Source organism: Actinophytocola sp., assembly GCF_035634895.1.
Lineage (GTDB): Bacteria > Actinomycetota > Actinomycetes > Mycobacteriales > Pseudonocardiaceae > Actinophytocola.
The window spans coordinates 55,362-71,377 of record NZ_DASQCC010000189.1 but is presented as its reverse complement, the minus strand read 5'-3'; the positions used below and the strand labels follow the sequence as shown (position 1 = coordinate 71,377).

The 16,016-nt window shown below is 68.6% G+C and carries 13 protein-coding genes; 4 read left to right on the top strand and 9 right to left on the bottom strand.

Features of this window, described 5'->3' with window-relative positions; translation table 11 throughout:
- Positions 1–16: 16 nt before the first annotated feature.
- The 3 genes from VET29_RS27930 to VET29_RS27920 form a co-directional block, all read right to left on the bottom strand.
- Positions 17–3,532 (bottom strand): hypothetical protein, encoded by a 3,516-nt coding sequence (locus tag VET29_RS27930; RefSeq protein ID WP_324925771.1) that lies wholly within the window; start codon positions 3,530–3,532, stop codon positions 17–19.
- A 13-nt stretch (positions 3,533–3,545) separates the two neighbouring features.
- The gene (locus tag VET29_RS27925; protein WP_324925769.1) at positions 3,546–5,129 is read right to left on the bottom strand and encodes a hypothetical protein; all 1,584 of its coding nucleotides are present in this window, start codon (positions 5,127–5,129) and stop codon (positions 3,546–3,548) included.
- 548 nt (positions 5,130–5,677) lie between these two features.
- On the bottom strand, positions 5,678–6,283 hold the full coding sequence (locus VET29_RS27920) for a class I SAM-dependent methyltransferase (RefSeq protein WP_324925767.1): 606 nt from the start codon (positions 6,281–6,283) through the stop codon (positions 5,678–5,680).
- Between the two features lie 58 nt (positions 6,284–6,341).
- On the opposite strand from VET29_RS27920, the gene VET29_RS27915 reads away from it, so the two are divergent.
- Positions 6,342–7,001 carry a TetR/AcrR family transcriptional regulator gene (locus VET29_RS27915; protein WP_324925765.1) on the top strand — a complete coding sequence of 220 codons (660 nt, stop codon included), beginning with the start codon at positions 6,342–6,344 and terminating at the stop codon, positions 6,999–7,001.
- 6 nt (positions 7,002–7,007) lie between these two features.
- Here the strand turns inward: VET29_RS27915 and VET29_RS27910 are convergent, their stop codons facing one another.
- Entirely contained in the window at positions 7,008–7,673 is a 666-nt protein-coding gene (locus VET29_RS27910) for a TetR family transcriptional regulator (RefSeq protein WP_324925763.1), read from the bottom strand.
- A gap of 102 nt (positions 7,674–7,775) precedes the next feature.
- On the opposite strand from VET29_RS27910, the gene VET29_RS27905 reads away from it, so the two are divergent.
- A complete protein-coding gene (locus VET29_RS27905; protein ID WP_324925761.1) occupies positions 7,776–8,675 on the top strand; it encodes an SDR family NAD(P)-dependent oxidoreductase in 900 nt (299 codons plus the stop codon).
- 7 nt (positions 8,676–8,682) lie between these two features.
- Here VET29_RS27905 and VET29_RS27900 read toward each other — a convergent pair whose 3' ends face one another.
- Genes VET29_RS27900 through VET29_RS27890 form a run of 3 tightly spaced genes read right to left on the bottom strand, consistent with a single transcriptional unit; the run spans position 8,683 to position 10,687 of the window.
- A complete protein-coding gene (locus VET29_RS27900; protein ID WP_324925759.1) occupies positions 8,683–9,153 on the bottom strand; it encodes a VOC family protein in 471 nt (156 codons plus the stop codon).
- A gap of 44 nt (positions 9,154–9,197) precedes the next feature.
- Positions 9,198–9,587: a hypothetical protein gene (locus VET29_RS27895; protein WP_324925757.1), complete on the bottom strand. Its 390-nt coding sequence runs from the start codon at positions 9,585–9,587 to the stop codon at positions 9,198–9,200.
- 38 nt (positions 9,588–9,625) lie between these two features.
- Positions 9,626–10,687 (bottom strand): hypothetical protein, encoded by a 1,062-nt coding sequence (locus VET29_RS27890; protein ID WP_324925755.1) that lies wholly within the window; start codon positions 10,685–10,687, stop codon positions 9,626–9,628.
- A gap of 242 nt (positions 10,688–10,929) precedes the next feature.
- Between VET29_RS27890 and VET29_RS27885 the strand changes: the two genes are divergently transcribed.
- Positions 10,930–11,415, top strand: coding sequence for an NUDIX hydrolase (locus tag VET29_RS27885; RefSeq protein ID WP_324925753.1), 486 nt, complete (start codon positions 10,930–10,932; stop codon positions 11,413–11,415).
- 63 nt (positions 11,416–11,478) lie between these two features.
- Here the strand turns inward: VET29_RS27885 and VET29_RS27880 are convergent, their stop codons facing one another.
- Complete coding sequence (locus VET29_RS27880) at positions 11,479–11,793, bottom strand: hypothetical protein (RefSeq protein ID WP_324925751.1); 315 nt, start codon at positions 11,791–11,793, stop codon at positions 11,479–11,481.
- 10 nt (positions 11,794–11,803) lie between these two features.
- On the opposite strand from VET29_RS27880, the gene VET29_RS27875 reads away from it, so the two are divergent.
- Positions 11,804–13,084, top strand: coding sequence for a helix-turn-helix transcriptional regulator (locus tag VET29_RS27875; protein ID WP_324925749.1), 1,281 nt, complete (start codon positions 11,804–11,806; stop codon positions 13,082–13,084).
- Here VET29_RS27875 and VET29_RS27870 read toward each other — a convergent pair.
- The gene (locus VET29_RS27870) at positions 13,068–15,989 is read right to left on the bottom strand and encodes an AfsR/SARP family transcriptional regulator (RefSeq protein ID WP_324925747.1); all 2,922 of its coding nucleotides are present in this window, start codon (positions 15,987–15,989) and stop codon (positions 13,068–13,070) included. The genes VET29_RS27875 and VET29_RS27870 overlap by 17 nt on opposite strands.
- Positions 15,990–16,016: the final 27 nt, after the last annotated feature.

Below are 16,016 nucleotides of genomic sequence, written 5' to 3'. Positions count from 1 at the left end.
ACGAGCGGACTCGTGCTCAGGGCACCGCGCCCTCGAAATCCGTGTAGGCCACGGCCAGTTGCGCCACGCTGCGCGCGAGCTGAAGGTCCATCCGCAGGGCCGAGTAGAGCGCCCGGCCGAGGATCGCCGCGCCGAACAGTTCCGGTTGTGCGTCCGCCACCTGCTGGGTGATGGCGGGCGCGAGCATGGAGTTGACCGCGGCACACAGGTTCTGCGCCATCTTCGCCCCCAACAGAGCACCGTACGTCGCCTCGTCGGTGTCCTTGTGGGGCTCGCTGACCTGCAGGCCGAACGACGCGCAGGTGAGCACCACCAACAGGCCGCCGTACCCGGCATCCACGAAACGGGTCACGTCCGCAACCCCGTAGGAGGCGGCCTCCGCGCGGAAGGACACGAAAGCGTCCGGAATGGGCGGTGGGTCGGGCAGCGGAATGTCAGGGCGGGGCGGCGACGGCGCGAGCAGACGCGCGATCTCCCGGATCGTGCCCAGCGTGGGTGGGACGATCCCCAGCACGGTGATCGCGATGTCGAGGTTCTCCCGGTCGGTGCGCTCCTTCTTCGCCAGCAGACCCGCCCCGATCAGGCCGAAGACGTAACCCGTCCAGTCGAGGGCGAGTTTGGCCAGCCGAAGTGGCCGCGGTGACGCCGCACCCGACGGGTCGAGCACGCTGCCGTCGAGCGCGATGGACAGGTACACGTTGGGCACCCGGAGAAACGCGTTCATCACCGCGAAGACCTTGCCCGCCTGCGTCTGGGCGCCGGGCGTGGCCGCGGCGGCGAGGCGCATCGGTTGGACGGACAGTGCGGTCACCGCCGCGTCCCAGGTCTTCGCGGCGCGGACCGCCTCGATCTGGCGGCTGCTGAACAGGTTGGCGTGGTCCGGCAGGACGGCCTTGCCGACGATGGTCGCGGGGATGGCGCCGAGCAGGCAGATCAGGTCGACCAGCGTCAGCTTGCTGCCGTCGCCACGGCAGATGACCTTCTCGTACAACGGTGTGAGCACCGGGATGTCCCAGCGGCTGGTGAGCATCGCCTTGACGGCCTTGACGACGAGGATGGCCGCGTCGATGACCGTCAGCGTCATGTTCTCGAGGGTGTTCACCACCGCGAGCCCGATGATCTCGGCGACGGCCTCGATGATCTCCGAGAGAGTCCTGTTGCCCAGCCCGTCGGCGAACACGGTGGCGATCTGGGCGGCCATCTGCTTGATCACCGTGATCTCCTCGCCGACCACCGTGGCCAGCAGATCCCCCGGGTCGTCGGGGATGTACTCGCCGGGTGTGGCCTGGCCGAGGTTGCCGCCGAGCTGGTGGTTGCCCCAGCTGGCCTGGGGTTTGTCCAGCGCCTTCTTGTGCTCGGCGCTCGGCTGGACGGTGTCCCGGCCGACCCGCTTGGCGAAGATGTCCGACGACGTGTCCACGACCAGCTTGTCGTCGACGAAGGAACGGCGCAGCGTGCCGAACCAGTCGTCGACCGACTTCTTCGACTCGGCCATCAGCTGGACGACGTGGTCGAACGACAGGTTGACGACCTTCGCCAGCACCCGGTGGTTGGCCAGGATGTCGTCCCACGAGAACACGAAGCCCAGCCAGTCGATCATGTCCTCGAGGCTGATGCCCAGCGTGTGCTCGAGGACCCAGTCGATCGCGGCGACCGCCTGGTGCGCGAACTCGATCACGGCCTCGTACATCTGCTCGCCGACCCACACCACGAACTTCCAGGCGGCGGAGTCCTCGATCTGCCGCACGAGGAAGTCCGTCACCTCCCGCACCTCGCCACGCAACGCCGTGAGCAGGTCGCCGACCGAGACATCGACCCAACCGTCCTGGATCCCCATGGCGGTGAACGTGGGTGCACTGTCCAGCATGGATGACCGAGCATCCCTTCTGGACAGGTCGTCGTGGGCCTGCATCAGCTGCCCGACGGCCGCCGCGGCCCGGTCGCGCGTCGCGGCGGCCGGCGGGGTGTCGAACAGTGGCTTTCCGTTGTTGCGCTTGGCATTGCCGATCGCGTCACCGGTGAGGCCGCGGAGCGTGTCCTTGGTGTCGGCGCCGGGATCGGCGGTGAGGGCCACGTCGCCGTCGACGTGGAAGGTGTAGACCGGCGCGGTCAGGTCCGCCGTCTCCAGCACTATCGTGACCACACCCTGGGCGTCGGTTCTGGCCGGTTTCGGCGTACCGGCGCGCAGGGCGTAGTACCGGCTGTTGACCAGCGACGCGCAGTCCCGGTCCGGCTCGATCAGGACTTCCTTGTCCCGCAAGGGGTTTCCGCCCTCGTCGGTGACCACGACCCTGGTGGTGTAGGTCTGCACCGGCAGGACTTCGCTGCTGGTGTGCAGCGCGACGGTCTGATGCCGCCACAACGCGGTCTGCGGGTCCTGCGTGAGCATGCGGAAACCGCCGTCGGACCCGCCGAGCGCCATCGCCACGCTGCTGCGTTCGTGCTCGGCGGCGACCTGGACGCGGTACGCCGACAACGCGGTGACCTCGGTGTCCAGCAGGAGCGGCTGCTGCCAGGCGTAGTCGCTGCCGGCTTCGGAGCGGCTCCCTTCCACGTACACCAGCGTGTCACGCATGTCGATCGCCCACACGCTGAGCTGCGCACTGTTCTGGTCGGCGGCGACGACGAGATCGCGCACACCGCGGACGTGCTCGCGGCCCATCAGGTTCTCGGTGGGCAGGTGCGAGGTGCCCTGCTTGTCGGCGGAGTAGCGGCAGACACCGTCGCCCCCGACGTAGAGGTCCGTGACCCCGTCGGGGTTGGCCACGGTGGCCAGCGCCGCGGCGGCCAGCCCGTCCGGCAGGTCGAGCTCGACCGTGTCGTACATCAGCTCACCGTCGAAATCGACGGGAAGCGTGGTGAACACCAGGCTGTGCAGGGTGGCGAGCTCGAACAGCGAGTAGATGCCGGTACCGAGGTCGCGGTGCTGGCCGACCGCGACGGACACGACCCTGGTCGCGTCCTGCGGCAACGGAACCGGCGTCGAGGACCAGGTGCCCGCGGGGTCCGGGTTGATCTGGTGGTACTCGACCCGGTTGCCCTCGTCGAGCGTGACCACGACGCTGAACGGCGTGCCGTCCCGGCCGCCGCCGACCAGGATGTCCGTCACCGTCAGCTTGTCGGGGATGCGCCGTTCGGTCAGCCCGGCGGCGAGCCCCGTCCAGTCCTTTATGGACTCGGTGTTGGCCATCCGTTCGCTGACGTAGACCCGGGACGGATGGCCGGCGCCGGCGGCCGCGGCCAGCACCACCCATATCCCGCCGTCGGGACTCTGGGACACGGCGAAGGAATGCACGACCGGCGCCTGGCCCAGCCCTGGCACGGCGGTGAGGTGCGCGGTGAGGTCGAGCTCCTCCCAGCCGGTGGAGCTGGTGGCGGACGGCAGGGTGAGGCCGAGCCGGTGTTCGTCGTTCAGCGCGAACAACAGTGGTGAGTGGTTGGCCGAGTAGACCGTGTGGAGGCGACGCTGGGCGCTGAGCGCGACGCCGGGCACGTGGTTGGTCATCAGCTGGGAATGGGCGGTGACAGGCATGGGTACTGTCCTCTCAGGACTTCTGGGAGGCGCCGAAGATCAGGTCGCCCTCGGCGTTGAAGACCGGTTTCACCAGACCGAGCTGGGCGCCACCGGGGAACACGAACGGCGTCAGGTTCATGTTCTTGGCGACGGCGGCCGCCACCTCGTCGCCGATCGCCTCGTCCAGCGCGGCCCGCACTATGTCGTTGATGACCGCGTCCAGCGTGTCGGAGACGCTCGCCCAGGCCCCGCTGGAACCCTCCGTCCTGGTGACGAGATGCCCCATGGGCAGGTCGTACAGGATCGTCGGATCCGGCTGCGGGTAGCTGGAGGACGCCGTCACCTGCAGCATGCCGTCCACGACACCGGTCATGGTCACGGTCACCGTCAGCGGAACGTGGTACCACACATGGAAGGACGAGCTGACCGCGTGCCCCTCGATGCCGTACCAGTGCGTGTACTCGAGGTCGAAATCCACCACGCGCCCGATGACCAGCCGGTCCGTGCCGGGAGTGTGGGCCACGGACACGTGCCAGCTCATGGTGGTCACGACGTCGTCGGTGCTGAAGGTGTTGGCCTGGTGGGACTTGCCGACCTCGCGGTGGCGCTGCCAGGTGAGCCGGCCGTTCACCGCACCGAGAGACCCGGCGCGGTCCGTCCGGACCAGGCCGAGGCCGTTGTCGGTGTCGCCCAACTGCCAGTACCTGGTCACGAAGGGACTGAGGTGACGGACGAGGAAGTCGTCGAAGAACAGGCTCCGCGTGATCGCCATCGCGCCGAACCAGCCGTCCTTCGCGCCGTCGTCGGGCAACACGAAGTTGCCCCACCACGGTTGCGTGGCGGCAGGAAGCTTCTCACCCCCGGTCATCATCAGGTACAGCAGGCAGTCCCGCTTGCTGTTCGCCGGGTCGGCCTTGTCGGTCGTGTACTTGTTGGTGACGAAGTCGAGACTGGTGGGCGGATAGGTGGCGACCTTGTCGTGCCAGTTGGGCGCGGTGATGCCATAACCGAGGACGTGCCCACGGGCCTGCCGGATCCAGTCCAGGTAGACGGCGAGGTAGTAGGCGAACGTGGACCGCGCGTTTTCCGGCATCTTCTCTGGGAACACCGTGCTCGCGGCGTCGTACCGGGTCAGGTCGGCCTTTTCCAGGTCCAGGAACAGCTGGTTGATGGTGAAGGACCCCGGGGGCAAGCCGGCCGCCAGTTCCTGGACGTCCTTCGGCAGCGTGCCGTGGTCGTCGACACCCGCTTTGGCGAGATCGACCAGGAAGCCGACGGTCAACCCGGCGATGTCGCACTTGTCGGGCACCGGCGGGTAGACCCGCGTGTCGTAGTAGTCCATGTGACCAGCGGAGAAGGTGACGGTGAACAGGACCGTGCTGACCGATTCGGGCACCGACACCGTGATGCCCAGCGCCGAGACCGTGCCTTCGAGCCAGAGTTGCCCATTGTCGTTGATGGGCAGCCGCACGTCCTTGAGACTCGCGCCGGTCGTGGTGTGACCGCTGGCCAGCAACCTGCTCAGCCGGTAGGCGAGATAACTCTGCGGTAAGGCGAGGATGGTGTGCACGCCCTGCATCCGCGTGGCTTCCTTGCCGTAGGGGTCGTCGGTCATGATCGCCGTCCTAGCCTGTTGGCAGGCCACGAAACCCGGTGCCGGAGCGATACTCCGCCGGGGACGAGCCTGGATGTATGCCAAGGACGCTAGATCCGCACGGGCCCCGCAGTCGTTAGGGGAACCCCGCACGCACCCCCTGATGTTTCCGGACTCCTGGCTGCAGATCGGACATCCTGACACCACGCCGAAGCCGCACCGCTCTCGGCCACACCAGGACAACGAGGACGAGTGGGAGGAGCCGCGTCCCATCCTCCGAAAAAGGCGGGGTGAGCCGACTCGTACTCCGGCTGGTAGCGCTGGTCGTCGCTGTGAGTTGCGCAAGGCCGCCGGCCAGCGTCCGGGTGGGGCGTGCGTCGATCGGCGAATACTCGACGGAGCGGAACGTAACCCGCCAACGTTCTGGCTCGTCATCAGCACGAGCGCGGAGTGGAGTCGGAGGTCCTGGACGCGCGGATGCCTTGGCACACAACGCATCGCCGGTCATGCAACACAGATGTGGCGTCTTCCGGTCGGTCGGCCGTGGTCCTGTGCGATGAGTTGGCCGGTCACCGGACGCGCCGTAGTCGGAACCAGTGTGGCGCGGTCTTCTTCAACGGTCCCGGCATGCCGCTGGTGTCGGCCGGCTCTGCCGCGACGACCTGCCAGTCCGTGAAGGCGCGTTCGATGTCGGCCTGGTTCGCGCCGCGGGGCAGCAGGGGCCGACGGCCCGGCCTGAACGCGAGCATGAGCAGGGTCGCCGTCGGAGTGGCGAGGTCGGAGACGCCGCGGGCCTGCGCGGCGCGCTGGTCGTCGGTGAGGCCGTGGAAGCAGCCGATGTCCAGGAAGAAGTCGATGCCGCCCTCGAGGTCGACCGCGCCCAGGTCGGTGACGTCGCCCAGGACGAACCGGGTTCGCTCAGCCTGTGGCCGCCGCCGGGCCTTGGCGAGGGCGTGTTCGACGGAGTCGACGCCGGTCGCGTCCCAGCCGCGGTTGGCCAGTTCGACGGTGTGGCTGCCGGTGCCGCAACCCAGGTCGAGAGCCCGGGCCGGGTGCGCGTTGCTCTCGCGTCTCTCCCGATCCAGCAGGGCCGCGAGTTGTTCGGTGGCGCCCTGGCCTGCTCGCTCCCATGGGGTGACGCCGAGGCGGTAGGCGAGCTGATAGCCGTGTGTCATGACCTGCCTCAAATTCGATCGGGTGTCCATAGAACGAATATGAAGTAGAGTGATCGCCATGGGGGAGCCTGTCAAGCCCCGGTCGTACCACTCGCCGTTGCGTGCCGACCGGGCTCGCGCGAACCGCGAGTCGGTGCTGCGTGCCGCGCACCGGCTGTTCCTCGCCGGCGGATATGCCCGTACGTCGGTCGCGGCGGTCGCGTCGGCGGCCGGGGTCAGCGAGGACCTGGTCTACAAACTCTTCGGGAACAAGCGTGGACTCGTGGTCGAGGTGCTCAACTACGCCGTGACCGGTGTCGACGACAGCCCGCCCGTCCTGCAGCAGGACCGGCCGCGCCAGGTGCGTGAGGAGAAGGACCAGCGCCGGCAGCTGGCGAAGTTCGTCGAGGACATCACCGACCGCACCAGTCGCGGCCGGCCGGTCGACGACGTGATCCGGTCGGCGGGGGAGGTCGACCCGGCGCTGGCCGCGAAGCGCACCGAGATGCACCAGACCCGGCTGGCGAACCTGCGTGCGTTCGTCGGCTGGTTGCGCGCGAACGGGCCGTTGCGCCCCGGCCTGGACGAGGACGAGGCAGCCGAGACGGTGTGGACGATCACCGGTCCCGACGTGCACCGGCTACTCGTCGACGACCTGGGCTGGGACCACGAGCACTACCGTTCGTGGGTACACACGAGCCTGGAGGCGCTACTGCTGCCGCCGAGCGGGCATCACTGATCGCCTTCAGGGTCGCGGGAGCGCACCCATGATCGCTGTCGAGACGGCGAGCTTCAGAGACTCACGCAGGTCGACGTTGAGCATCGCCAACGCGGGATCGGCCGCGTAGACGGCGAGGACGCTGGCCGGCGGCGGGCAGTAGGCCGACAGCGCGCCGGCCATGAGCAGGGCCAGCAGGCAGACCGTCTGGGTACTGTCGCCGAGCTCCGGCAGGTGGTGGCGGACGAGCTCGACCATGTCCACGAGGCTGCCCAGGGAGGCCCGCTTGTGGCGCATGACGACCTCGGCGGACACGTTGTGCTCCAGGACACCGCCCTGCGCGCCGAACAGGTCGCACAACACGGTGCGGGCGGCCAGTGAACGACTGAGGACATCGGCCAACTCGTCCGCACGCTCGGCCACGGAATGGCGCGGGTCGACGCCGTCGGCCAGCTCACCCGCCAGCTCCGTCAGCCAGGTCCGCAGGAAGTCGTCCAGCAGGTCGAGCAGCACTGCCTCGCGGGACTCGAAGTAACGCAACACGTTCGACTTCGCCAGGCCGACGCGCCGGCTCAGCTCGTTGAGCGCCAAGTCGGCCACCGGCATCTCGTCGAGCATGGCCGCGGCCGTGTCCAGGATCGCCCGACGGCGGATCTCCCGCTGCTCCTCACTGCGCGCCCGCTGGAACGTCATGTACACCACTCTAACTTACAGACTGGCGGTCTCTTGACAATGGACCGATGGTCTCTTAATGTTGGGCCTGTAAGAGACCATCGGTTCGTTAGGAGAGTTGACATGAGCGAGACGTGGACCGAGCAGGACGTTCCCGACCAGAGCGGCCGAGTGGCGGTCGTGACCGGCGCCAACACCGGCCTGGGCTTCGAGACCGCCAGAGTGCTCGCCGAACGCGGGGCGTCCGTGGTGCTGGCCGTACGCAACACCGAGAAGAGCAAGCAGGCCGCCGCCCGCATGACCGGCGACGTCACCGTGCAACCGCTGGACCTGACCTCCCTGGAGTCCGTCCGCGCCGCGGCGGCGGACCTGCGCGCCGCCCACCAGCGCATCGACCTGCTGATCAACAACGCCGGCGTGATGTACACCCCGAAGCAGACGACGCACGACGGCTTCGAGATGCAGTTCGGCACCAACCACCTCGGTCACTTCGCGCTGACCGGGCTGCTGCTGGACCGCCTCCTGCCCGTGCCCGGCTCCCGGGTCGTGACCGTCAGCAGCGTCGGCCACCGCATCCGGGCCGCGATCCACTTCGACGACCTGCAGTGGGAGCGTTCGTACGGTCGAGCCGCCGCCTACGGTCAGTCCAAGCTCGCCAACCTCATGTTCACCTACGAACTGCAACGGCGTCTCGCCCAGCACGGCACCACCGTCGCGGTGGCCGCACACCCGGGCATGTCCAACACCGAACTCCCACGCAACTCCCCGGCGGTCGTCCGCCTACCCCTCACCTGGCTCGCGCCGTTGATCACCCAGAACGCGGCCAGGGGATCGCTGCCCACCCTGAGGGCCGCCACCGACCCCGCCGTCCTCGGCGGCCAGTACTACGGACCCAGCGGCATCGGCGAGACCCGAGGACGACCGAAGCTGGTCACCTCCAGCCCACAGTCCTACGACATCGCCATCCAACGCGACCTGTGGGCGGTCTCCGAGGACCTCACCGACGTGAAGTTCCCCGTCTGAGCCCTGGTCACCCGGTCGGTTCGGCCAGCGCGACGACGATGCCGGCGGGGCCGCGGAGGTAGCAGAGCCGGTAGCTGTTCTCGTACCGCACCACCTCGCCGACGAGCTCGGCTCCGTGTGGCCGTAGGCGGTCGAGGACGTCGTCGATGTCGTCGACGGCGAACATGATGCGATGCGCGCCCAGCGTGTTCGTCGGAGCGTGCGGGTTGCCTTCCCGGCTCGGCGGTGTGTGGTACCTGGTCAGCTCGAGCCGTCCGTGGCCGTCCGGGGTGCGCATCATCGCGATGTCGGACCGGACTCCTTCGAGCCTGACGAGGCGATCCACCGCGGCGCCCTCGACGGTCGCCTCGCCTTCCAGTTCCAGGCCGAGCTCGATGAAGAACGCCTTCGCGGCCGCGAGGTCGTCGACGACGATGGCGATGTTGTCCATCCGCTGGATCGTCCCGCGCCTTGGGGCCTGCTGGCCGGTGTCGTTCATGATGATCTCCCTTCGCGGGCGGGCGCTGGCTGGTCGGAACGGACCTACTGCTCGCTGACGACCCATCGTTCGGAGTCGGCTGGTAGTCCCAGGTACTTCTCCAGCAGGCGCTTGACGATGGCCGCGAGCACGTCTCGTTCGGCGGCGTGGTCGGTCGGATGGCCGAGCGGGCCCCAGTCGACGGTCACGGAGCTGCCGGCCGTCCAGTCGTCGACATGCCATTCGACGCCGCCGAAGATGTCGTTGAAGCCGAGGTCGGACAGCACCTCTTCCGGCTTGCCGTCGTGCGGGTACGGCAGGTTGATCGAGTTGCCCCGCAGTTGCAGCCAGCGGTCGGCCAGTTCCCTGTCCTGGACCGTGATCGTGAAGTCGAAGTACTCCGCCGCGATCTCGTCGAACAGGCGGCCGACGATGTGTGAGGTGTCGAGAGCCACCGGCGCACAGTACCGGCGGGCTCGGCCGCGCGGCCTCGTCAGGTGGAGAGGAACTTGAACGCCCTGCCCCGGATGGTGATGGTCCAGGCCGCTCCCGCGCGCTCCCCGGCCATCAGGTTGAGGATCACGTTCGGCATGTGCCACTGGTACCTGACGAGGGTCCCGTGGTGTGCCGCGAGATCGGAGCCGTCATGGCTGGACGCGTCACCGTAGTTGTTGACGAAGAAACGGTGTGGAAGCTCCAGCATGTCCGCGATTCGTTCCATGCCGGCCCTCTCGATCTCCTCGACCGAGTCCCAGGACTCGATGATCTCGACCGACTCTTCCTGCCGGGCGTTGTAGTAGCGGTGGAGCTGGACGCCGCTGCTGCGCATGACCACTTCCCGGGAAATCCTCAGGAAGATCAGGAAATTACCGAGAGGCAGGTCCGACGCGTGGTACAGACCGTTCTTGAGCGTGATCATGTTCTCGCAGGACCGTGCCAGGAAATGTTCCTTCATCTCGTCGAGGTACGGGCCGACCTTCGACGCGGGCTCCACCGTCTCCCCGATCGCGAAGGGGAGGGTGCGATCGGCGTCGTTCGACCCGGACGTCGCCTTTCGTTCGGGGAGGTAGGAGACGAGATCGTCGGCACGCACACCGAGGCGCGCCAGAGTCTCCGCGACGCGGAACTCGTCCTGTTGCGTCTTGAGACTTCTCATCAACGCCTGATGGAAGAGGAAACACCGGTAGCCGTCCTGCGTCGAGACCGGAAAGGCGGTGAATATGCCCTGGATGTTCGGCTCGTTCGCGAAGGTCACGGACACGAGCAGGAAGCCGTCGAAGAAGTTCTCGTACTCGTCCGCGATCAACTCCTGGAACGAGGTCAGCGGAAAGTCGTCGACCTCGTCGAACTTCCGTTCAACCAGATGGAATCCGGCGAAGAACGGATTCTCCTTCAGGTAGTATTCCGCCGCCGACCGGAAGTCCGCCAGGGAGAAGGGGCGATAGATCCGGTAGAGCGACAGCGCGGGATAGAACTGGGTTATGTCCAGCGGTCGCGGATAGGTGAACAGGGCCAGACGCATCATCTTGTCGGGCATCGAGAGCGCGGACACCATGACCAGCCCTCCTGACTACGGTCGCGCTGACAGTTTGTCCTGCACGGCCCACCCGTGGGTCACGTCATGGTCATCGAGCCGGGTCGTCCTGGACGATCAGGTCAGATCGTGGCCGGATCCATGATGGAGTCGCTGGTCGCGGCGGGTGCTCGTGGTGTACTTGGCGGGTGTCGGATGAGCGGGTTAGGCCTGGGTGGAGGCGCCTGTGTTCAGAGGTGCTCTTCGCCTCCCAGTGGTTTGAGGTGCGGCGGGACAGCGCCTTGCGGCCGGACGGCTCGGAGGGGGTCTACGACCACGTGATCGCCCCGCCCGCGGTCACCGTCCTGGCGCTCGACGGCCGCGGCCAGGTCGTCGTCACCCGGCAGTGGATCTACACCCATCGCGAGACGCAGTGGCGGTTGCCCGCTGGGCGGATCGACGAGGGGGACTCCACGCCCGAGGTCGCCGCCCGGCGTGAGCTGGCCGAGGAGACCGGCTACTCCGCCGACAGTTGGGCCCCGCTCGGCACCATCAACTGTGCCGACTCACTGACCAACCACCAGGACCACGCTTTCCTCGCCACCGGGCTCACCAACAGCGGGCCCCGGCGGCTCGAACCGGGGGAGGCCGATCTCGAGGTGCACTGGATCGCCGTCGACGAGCTGCTCGGCCTGGTGCTCGACGGGAAGCTTCCGCATGCCGGCAGCTCGTTCGCCGTCCTCACCGCCAAGGCGCGGGGGCTCCTCTAGCCAATACCGTTTCCCGTTTCCTACTTAATTGGGAAACGGGCAATACATTGTCCGTCGATATCTTCACCATGAATTCTTCTGGTAGGCGCGAAACGCCGCCTCTCGAAAACCAGGAGGAATCATGCCGAGGTCCTGTTCTGCCTTTTTCACAGCCCGCGTCGCGGCCTTCGCCGGTGCCGCGGCGGTCGCGATCGCGGTGCCGCTCCTCTCGTCCGCCGCCACCGCCGGCGCGGCGCCCAACCAGTCGTCGCCCACGACGTCCACGCCTGCCACCACCGACGGGCACGGCTGGATCGAGTGACGGGATTCCTGGCGCCGGGTCGACGTCTCGGCGCCAGGAATATTGCCAAAGGATTCAGCCGATGGTTCACTCGCCACTGGAGCACTGGTGGGGAGACTGCCGATGGTCGAGTCGTTCGGCGCCTTGTTGCGGAAACATCGCCTTGACGCGGGAATATCCCTCGGGGAGCTGTCCCGCCGCATCAACTACAGCAAAGGCCAGGTCAGCAAGATCGAGAACGGGCACGCGCGGGCGCACCCGATGTTCGCCAAGCTCTGCGACCGCGCCCTCGGCCTCGACGGAGTGCTGGCCGCCGCGCTGCCACCCGAAACCACCGGCGCCCCGCTCGCCGACACCGCCGCGACCTCGCTCGACGACGTGTGGGTGCTGGAATTGGAGGACGGCTCGTTGCGCTTCACCGAGCTTCCCCGCCGCCAGGTCCTCGCCGGCGCCGGTGCCCTGCTGGGCTTCGCCGTCACCCGCACCGCTCGCCCGGTCGTGGACGACGCCACCCTCACGATCCTGCGTTCCTCCTTCGACCAGTACCGCGCCCTCGGCCGCATGACCAGCCCGGCCGTCGTGCTCGCACAGGTCATCGCGCAGGTCCACACCCTGCGCAGCCTCGCCGTCGCCAACCCCGAGCCCATGCGTTCCGACCTGCTGATCCTGGCCGGCCGGGTCGCCGAGTTCGCCGGCTGGATGAGCCAGGAGGCCGGTCAGGAGAACGGCGCGACGCACTGGACCGACCAGGCCGTCAAGCTCACCACGGGCCGCGACCCGCACATGGCGAGCTTCTGCCTGTTCCGGCACGCCGAGATCGCGCTCTACCGGCACGACGCCCGCCAGACCATCGAGCTGGCACAGCGCGCCCAGCAAGATAAGACCGCGAACCCACGCATCCTGGGTCTCGCCGCGCGTTGCGAGGCCCAGGGACACGCGCTCGCCGGCGACCTCCGCGCCTACCAGGAGACACTCGACCGCGCGGCCACGCTGCTGTCCATACCGCAGCACGACGACGGACCGGTCCTTGGCTCGGCGACGATCCAGGACGAGGTGGCACTGACCCGAGCATGGGCGCTCTACGAGCTCGGGCAGCCCGGCGACGCGGCCGAGCTCTTCGACCAGCAGCTCGAAACCATCCCGCTCACCGCGTGCCGGTCCCGTGCCCGGTTCGGCATCCGCCGCGCGCTCGCGCACGCCCAGAACGGCGAGATCGACCAGGCCTGCGTCGCCGCCCACGAGGTGCTGGCCGACGCCGCGCGGGTCGACTCGGCGACCATCCGCCTCGACCTGCGGGACCTGTCCCGCACCCTCAGCCGCTGGCACACCCACCGCGCGGCCGTCGACCTGCGCCGAGAGCTGGTCCCGGTGCTCAACACCCCGAGCTGACGCAGTCGCACGTGAAGCTCGCCAGCTCGGCGCGCATCACGTCGGCTTCGGGCATGCCCAGGTCGGTGAACTCGGTCAGGGCGTCCTGCCAGTGTGTGGACATGTGCTGGCCGGTGGCGTGCAGCACCTCGGCGACGCGGTGGCTCGCGCGGGCCCGCTGGACGCGTTCGCCGGTGCCGGCGGACAGGTCGAGCGCCGCGCGGTAGGCGTGCAGGGCGGCGCGGTCGTCGCGTGCCGCCCAGGCGGTTTCGCCGCGGTCGAGGTAGAGCTGGGTGCGTAGGTTGGGGTCGACGACGAGGTCGGCGACCCTGCGGGCGCGTTGCTGGTAGGTCATGGCCTCGTCGATGCGGCCGGCGAGGCGGTGGGTGTTGCCGAGGTTGTTGAGCGCGTAGGCCTCGCTGACTCGGTCGCCGATCTCGACGGCGAGCGCGCGGGCCTCGGTGTGGTTGGCGAACGCCTCGTCGAGCCGGCCGAGCCGTTGCCGCACGCAGCCGAGGTTGTCCAGGGAGTGCGCGAGGCCCATCCGGTGGTCGAGGCGTCGCAACAGGGTGACGGCGGCGAGGTGCTGCCGTTCGGCGGTCTCGAGGTCGCCGCGCAGCTCGCTGACGTTGCCGAGCATGTCGAGCGCGTTGGCCTGGCCCCGCTCGTCGCCGACCTGTTCGTAGCGGTCGCAGGCGGCGGTGAAGTACTCGGTGGCCGCGGCGTAGTCGCCGAGACTGTTGGCGGCGTTGGCGATGGCGGCCAGGGTTCTGGCCTCGCCGGACACGTCGCCCAGCTCGACCCACAGGGGCAGTGCCTGCTCGGCGAGCGTGCGGGCCTCGGTCAGCGCACCGGAGCGCCACCGGGCTCCCGACAGCCGCAGCCGCACGTGCGCGAGGCCGCGGGTGTTCCCGGTGCCGGTGAGCACGGCGGCGGCCTTCTGGAGGGTCTCGGTCCAGTCACGCAGGTGCCCGCAGAGGTAGAAGTACTGCCACAGCAGCACGGCCAGCTGCCAGGTGTGCTCAGGCCGGTCGTGGTCGGCGGCGTAGTGGACCGCGGCGACCAGGTTGACGCGTTCCTCGTCCAGCCACCGCCGCGCCGCCGCCGGGTCCGCGAACGACGGGACGACCGGGCAGGTGGCGGTCACCGCGGGTTGCTGGTCGCGGTGCAGGGGGAACATGACGCCGATCGCGGCGGCCGTGGTGACCAGGTAGAAGTCCAGCAGCCGGTCGACCGCCGCCACCGGCTCGGCCGGCGGGTGCGCGGCAAGAACGTAGTCACGCAGCGGGTCGAGCATCTGGAACCGCTCCGGCGCGGACTCCTCCAGCAGGCTCAGCCGGTGCAGGTCCTCCAGCAGCCCCCGGACCCCGGGTACGCCCACGAGCGCGGCCGCTCCCGGCGCGGACAGGTCGGGCCCGGGGGCCAGGGCGAAGAACCGGAACAGCGTGCGTTGTTCCTCGGTCAGCTGGTCGTAGGACACCGTGCACGCGACGTAGGCCTGCGCCGGGAACAACGCGTCCGGACTGACCGGCGACGCCTCCCGCAGCAGGTCGAGCAGGTGCGTCAGGGGCCACCGCAGGTGGCGGCGGAACTGCGCGGCGACCAGGTGGATCAGCAGCGGGACGTGCCCGCAGAGGCGGACGACCTCACGCACCTTGTCCGGATGGCCGTGTATCCGTTCCTGGGGCACGAGCCGCCGGAACAACTCGACCGCCTCGTGTGCGGACAGCGGTTCGAGGCGGATGTGGTCGGTGGGCACCAAGGCGCCCTGCTCACGGCTGGTGACCAGGGTGAACGTGGCGCCGAGCAGCGGTTCGACCTGTTCCTCGGACGCCGCGTTGTCCAGCACCACCAGCGTGCGGGTGTCGGCCAGCGCCGTCCGGTAGAGCTCGGCGCGGGCCGCCGTGGTCTGCGGGATGGCCTCCGGCGGGACGCCCAGGTCGGTGAGCAGGCGTTCCAGCGCGGACGCGGGCTCGGCGTGGGCGACGTTCGGCGTGAACCCGGTGAGGTCCACGAACAGGCGCGCGTCCGGGAACACGTCGGCCAGCCGGTGCGCGGCGCTGATCGCGAGTGCGGTCTTACCGACGCCGGGCATGCCGGAGATCCACAGCACCGCGGGACCGTCCTCCACCGCGGACGCGGCCACCGAGTCCACGAACGCCAGCTCGTCGGCGCGACCGCTGAACCGCGGCGGCCGGATCGGCAGCGAGGACAGCCGGTCCCCGTACTGCGCCAGCCGCATCATGTCCCGCAGCTCCCGGGACACGTCCATGCCGTGCTCGTCCAGCGCCTCGCGGGACTGGTGGTACACCTCGACCGCCCGGACGTGATCACCCGCGGCGATCAGCGCACGCATCAACGGGACCGCGAGCCGCTGCTGGGTGCGGTCCTCCTCCCACACCGCACGCAGCCGGTCCCGGATGTCCCGGTGCCGGCCCCCGGCCAGCTCCAGGTTCGCCAGATCCACCAACGCGTCGATCCGCTGGTCCTCGGGCGGGGCGACGGACGGGCCGCCGACGCGGTCGATGTCTATGTCGGACAGAAACGGGCCGCGCCACAGATCCAACGCGTCATAAAACAACTTCGGGTCTTTGTCGCGCCGCGCCTGGTCGGACAAACGGGTGAACCGGACTTTGTCGATCAAGTTCTCGTCGACGCGGAGTACGTAACCCGTCGGGGTTTTGTCGAAGGCGATGTCCTCGACTTCCTGGAAAACCTTCTTGAGCCGCGCGACGTAACTGGTCACAAGGTCTGACCGGGGTGTCTTCTGGCCCCGCCAGACGTATTCCTGCAGGTATTCCTTGGTCACCGTGTGGTTGGCGTGCAGCAGCAGGATCACCAGCACTAGGCGCTGCTGGTGGTCGCCGGGATCCAGCTGGCGGCCCTCGTGCCACACCTCGAACGGGCCGAACAACCTGAAGTCCATGTCTGATCCAGATCTGGTGCGGGGCAC

What these genes read in the sequence shown, in the direction of transcription:
- VET29_RS27905 (WP_324925761.1), top strand. Translation starts at nt 7,776, where the DNA reads ATGAGCGAGACGTGGACCGAGCAGGACGTTCCCGACCAGAGCGGCCGA.
- VET29_RS27870 (WP_324925747.1), bottom strand. Translation starts at nt 15,989, where the DNA reads ATGGACTTCAGGTTGTTCGGCCCGTTCGAGGTGTGGCACGAGGGCCGC.
- VET29_RS27910 (WP_324925763.1), bottom strand. Translation starts at nt 7,673, where the DNA reads ATGACGTTCCAGCGGGCGCGCAGTGAGGAGCAGCGGGAGATCCGCCGT.
- VET29_RS27900 (WP_324925759.1), bottom strand. Translation starts at nt 9,153, where the DNA reads ATGAACGACACCGGCCAGCAGGCCCCAAGGCGCGGGACGATCCAGCGG.
- VET29_RS27915 (WP_324925765.1), top strand. Translation starts at nt 6,342, where the DNA reads ATGGGGGAGCCTGTCAAGCCCCGGTCGTACCACTCGCCGTTGCGTGCC.
- VET29_RS27890 (WP_324925755.1), bottom strand. Translation starts at nt 10,687, where the DNA reads ATGGTGTCCGCGCTCTCGATGCCCGACAAGATGATGCGTCTGGCCCTG.
- VET29_RS27925 (WP_324925769.1), bottom strand. Translation starts at nt 5,129, where the DNA reads ATGACCGACGACCCCTACGGCAAGGAAGCCACGCGGATGCAGGGCGTG.
- VET29_RS27930 (WP_324925771.1), bottom strand. Translation starts at nt 3,532, where the DNA reads ATGCCTGTCACCGCCCATTCCCAGCTGATGACCAACCACGTGCCCGGC.
- VET29_RS27920 (WP_324925767.1), bottom strand. Translation starts at nt 6,283, where the DNA reads ATGACACACGGCTATCAGCTCGCCTACCGCCTCGGCGTCACCCCATGG.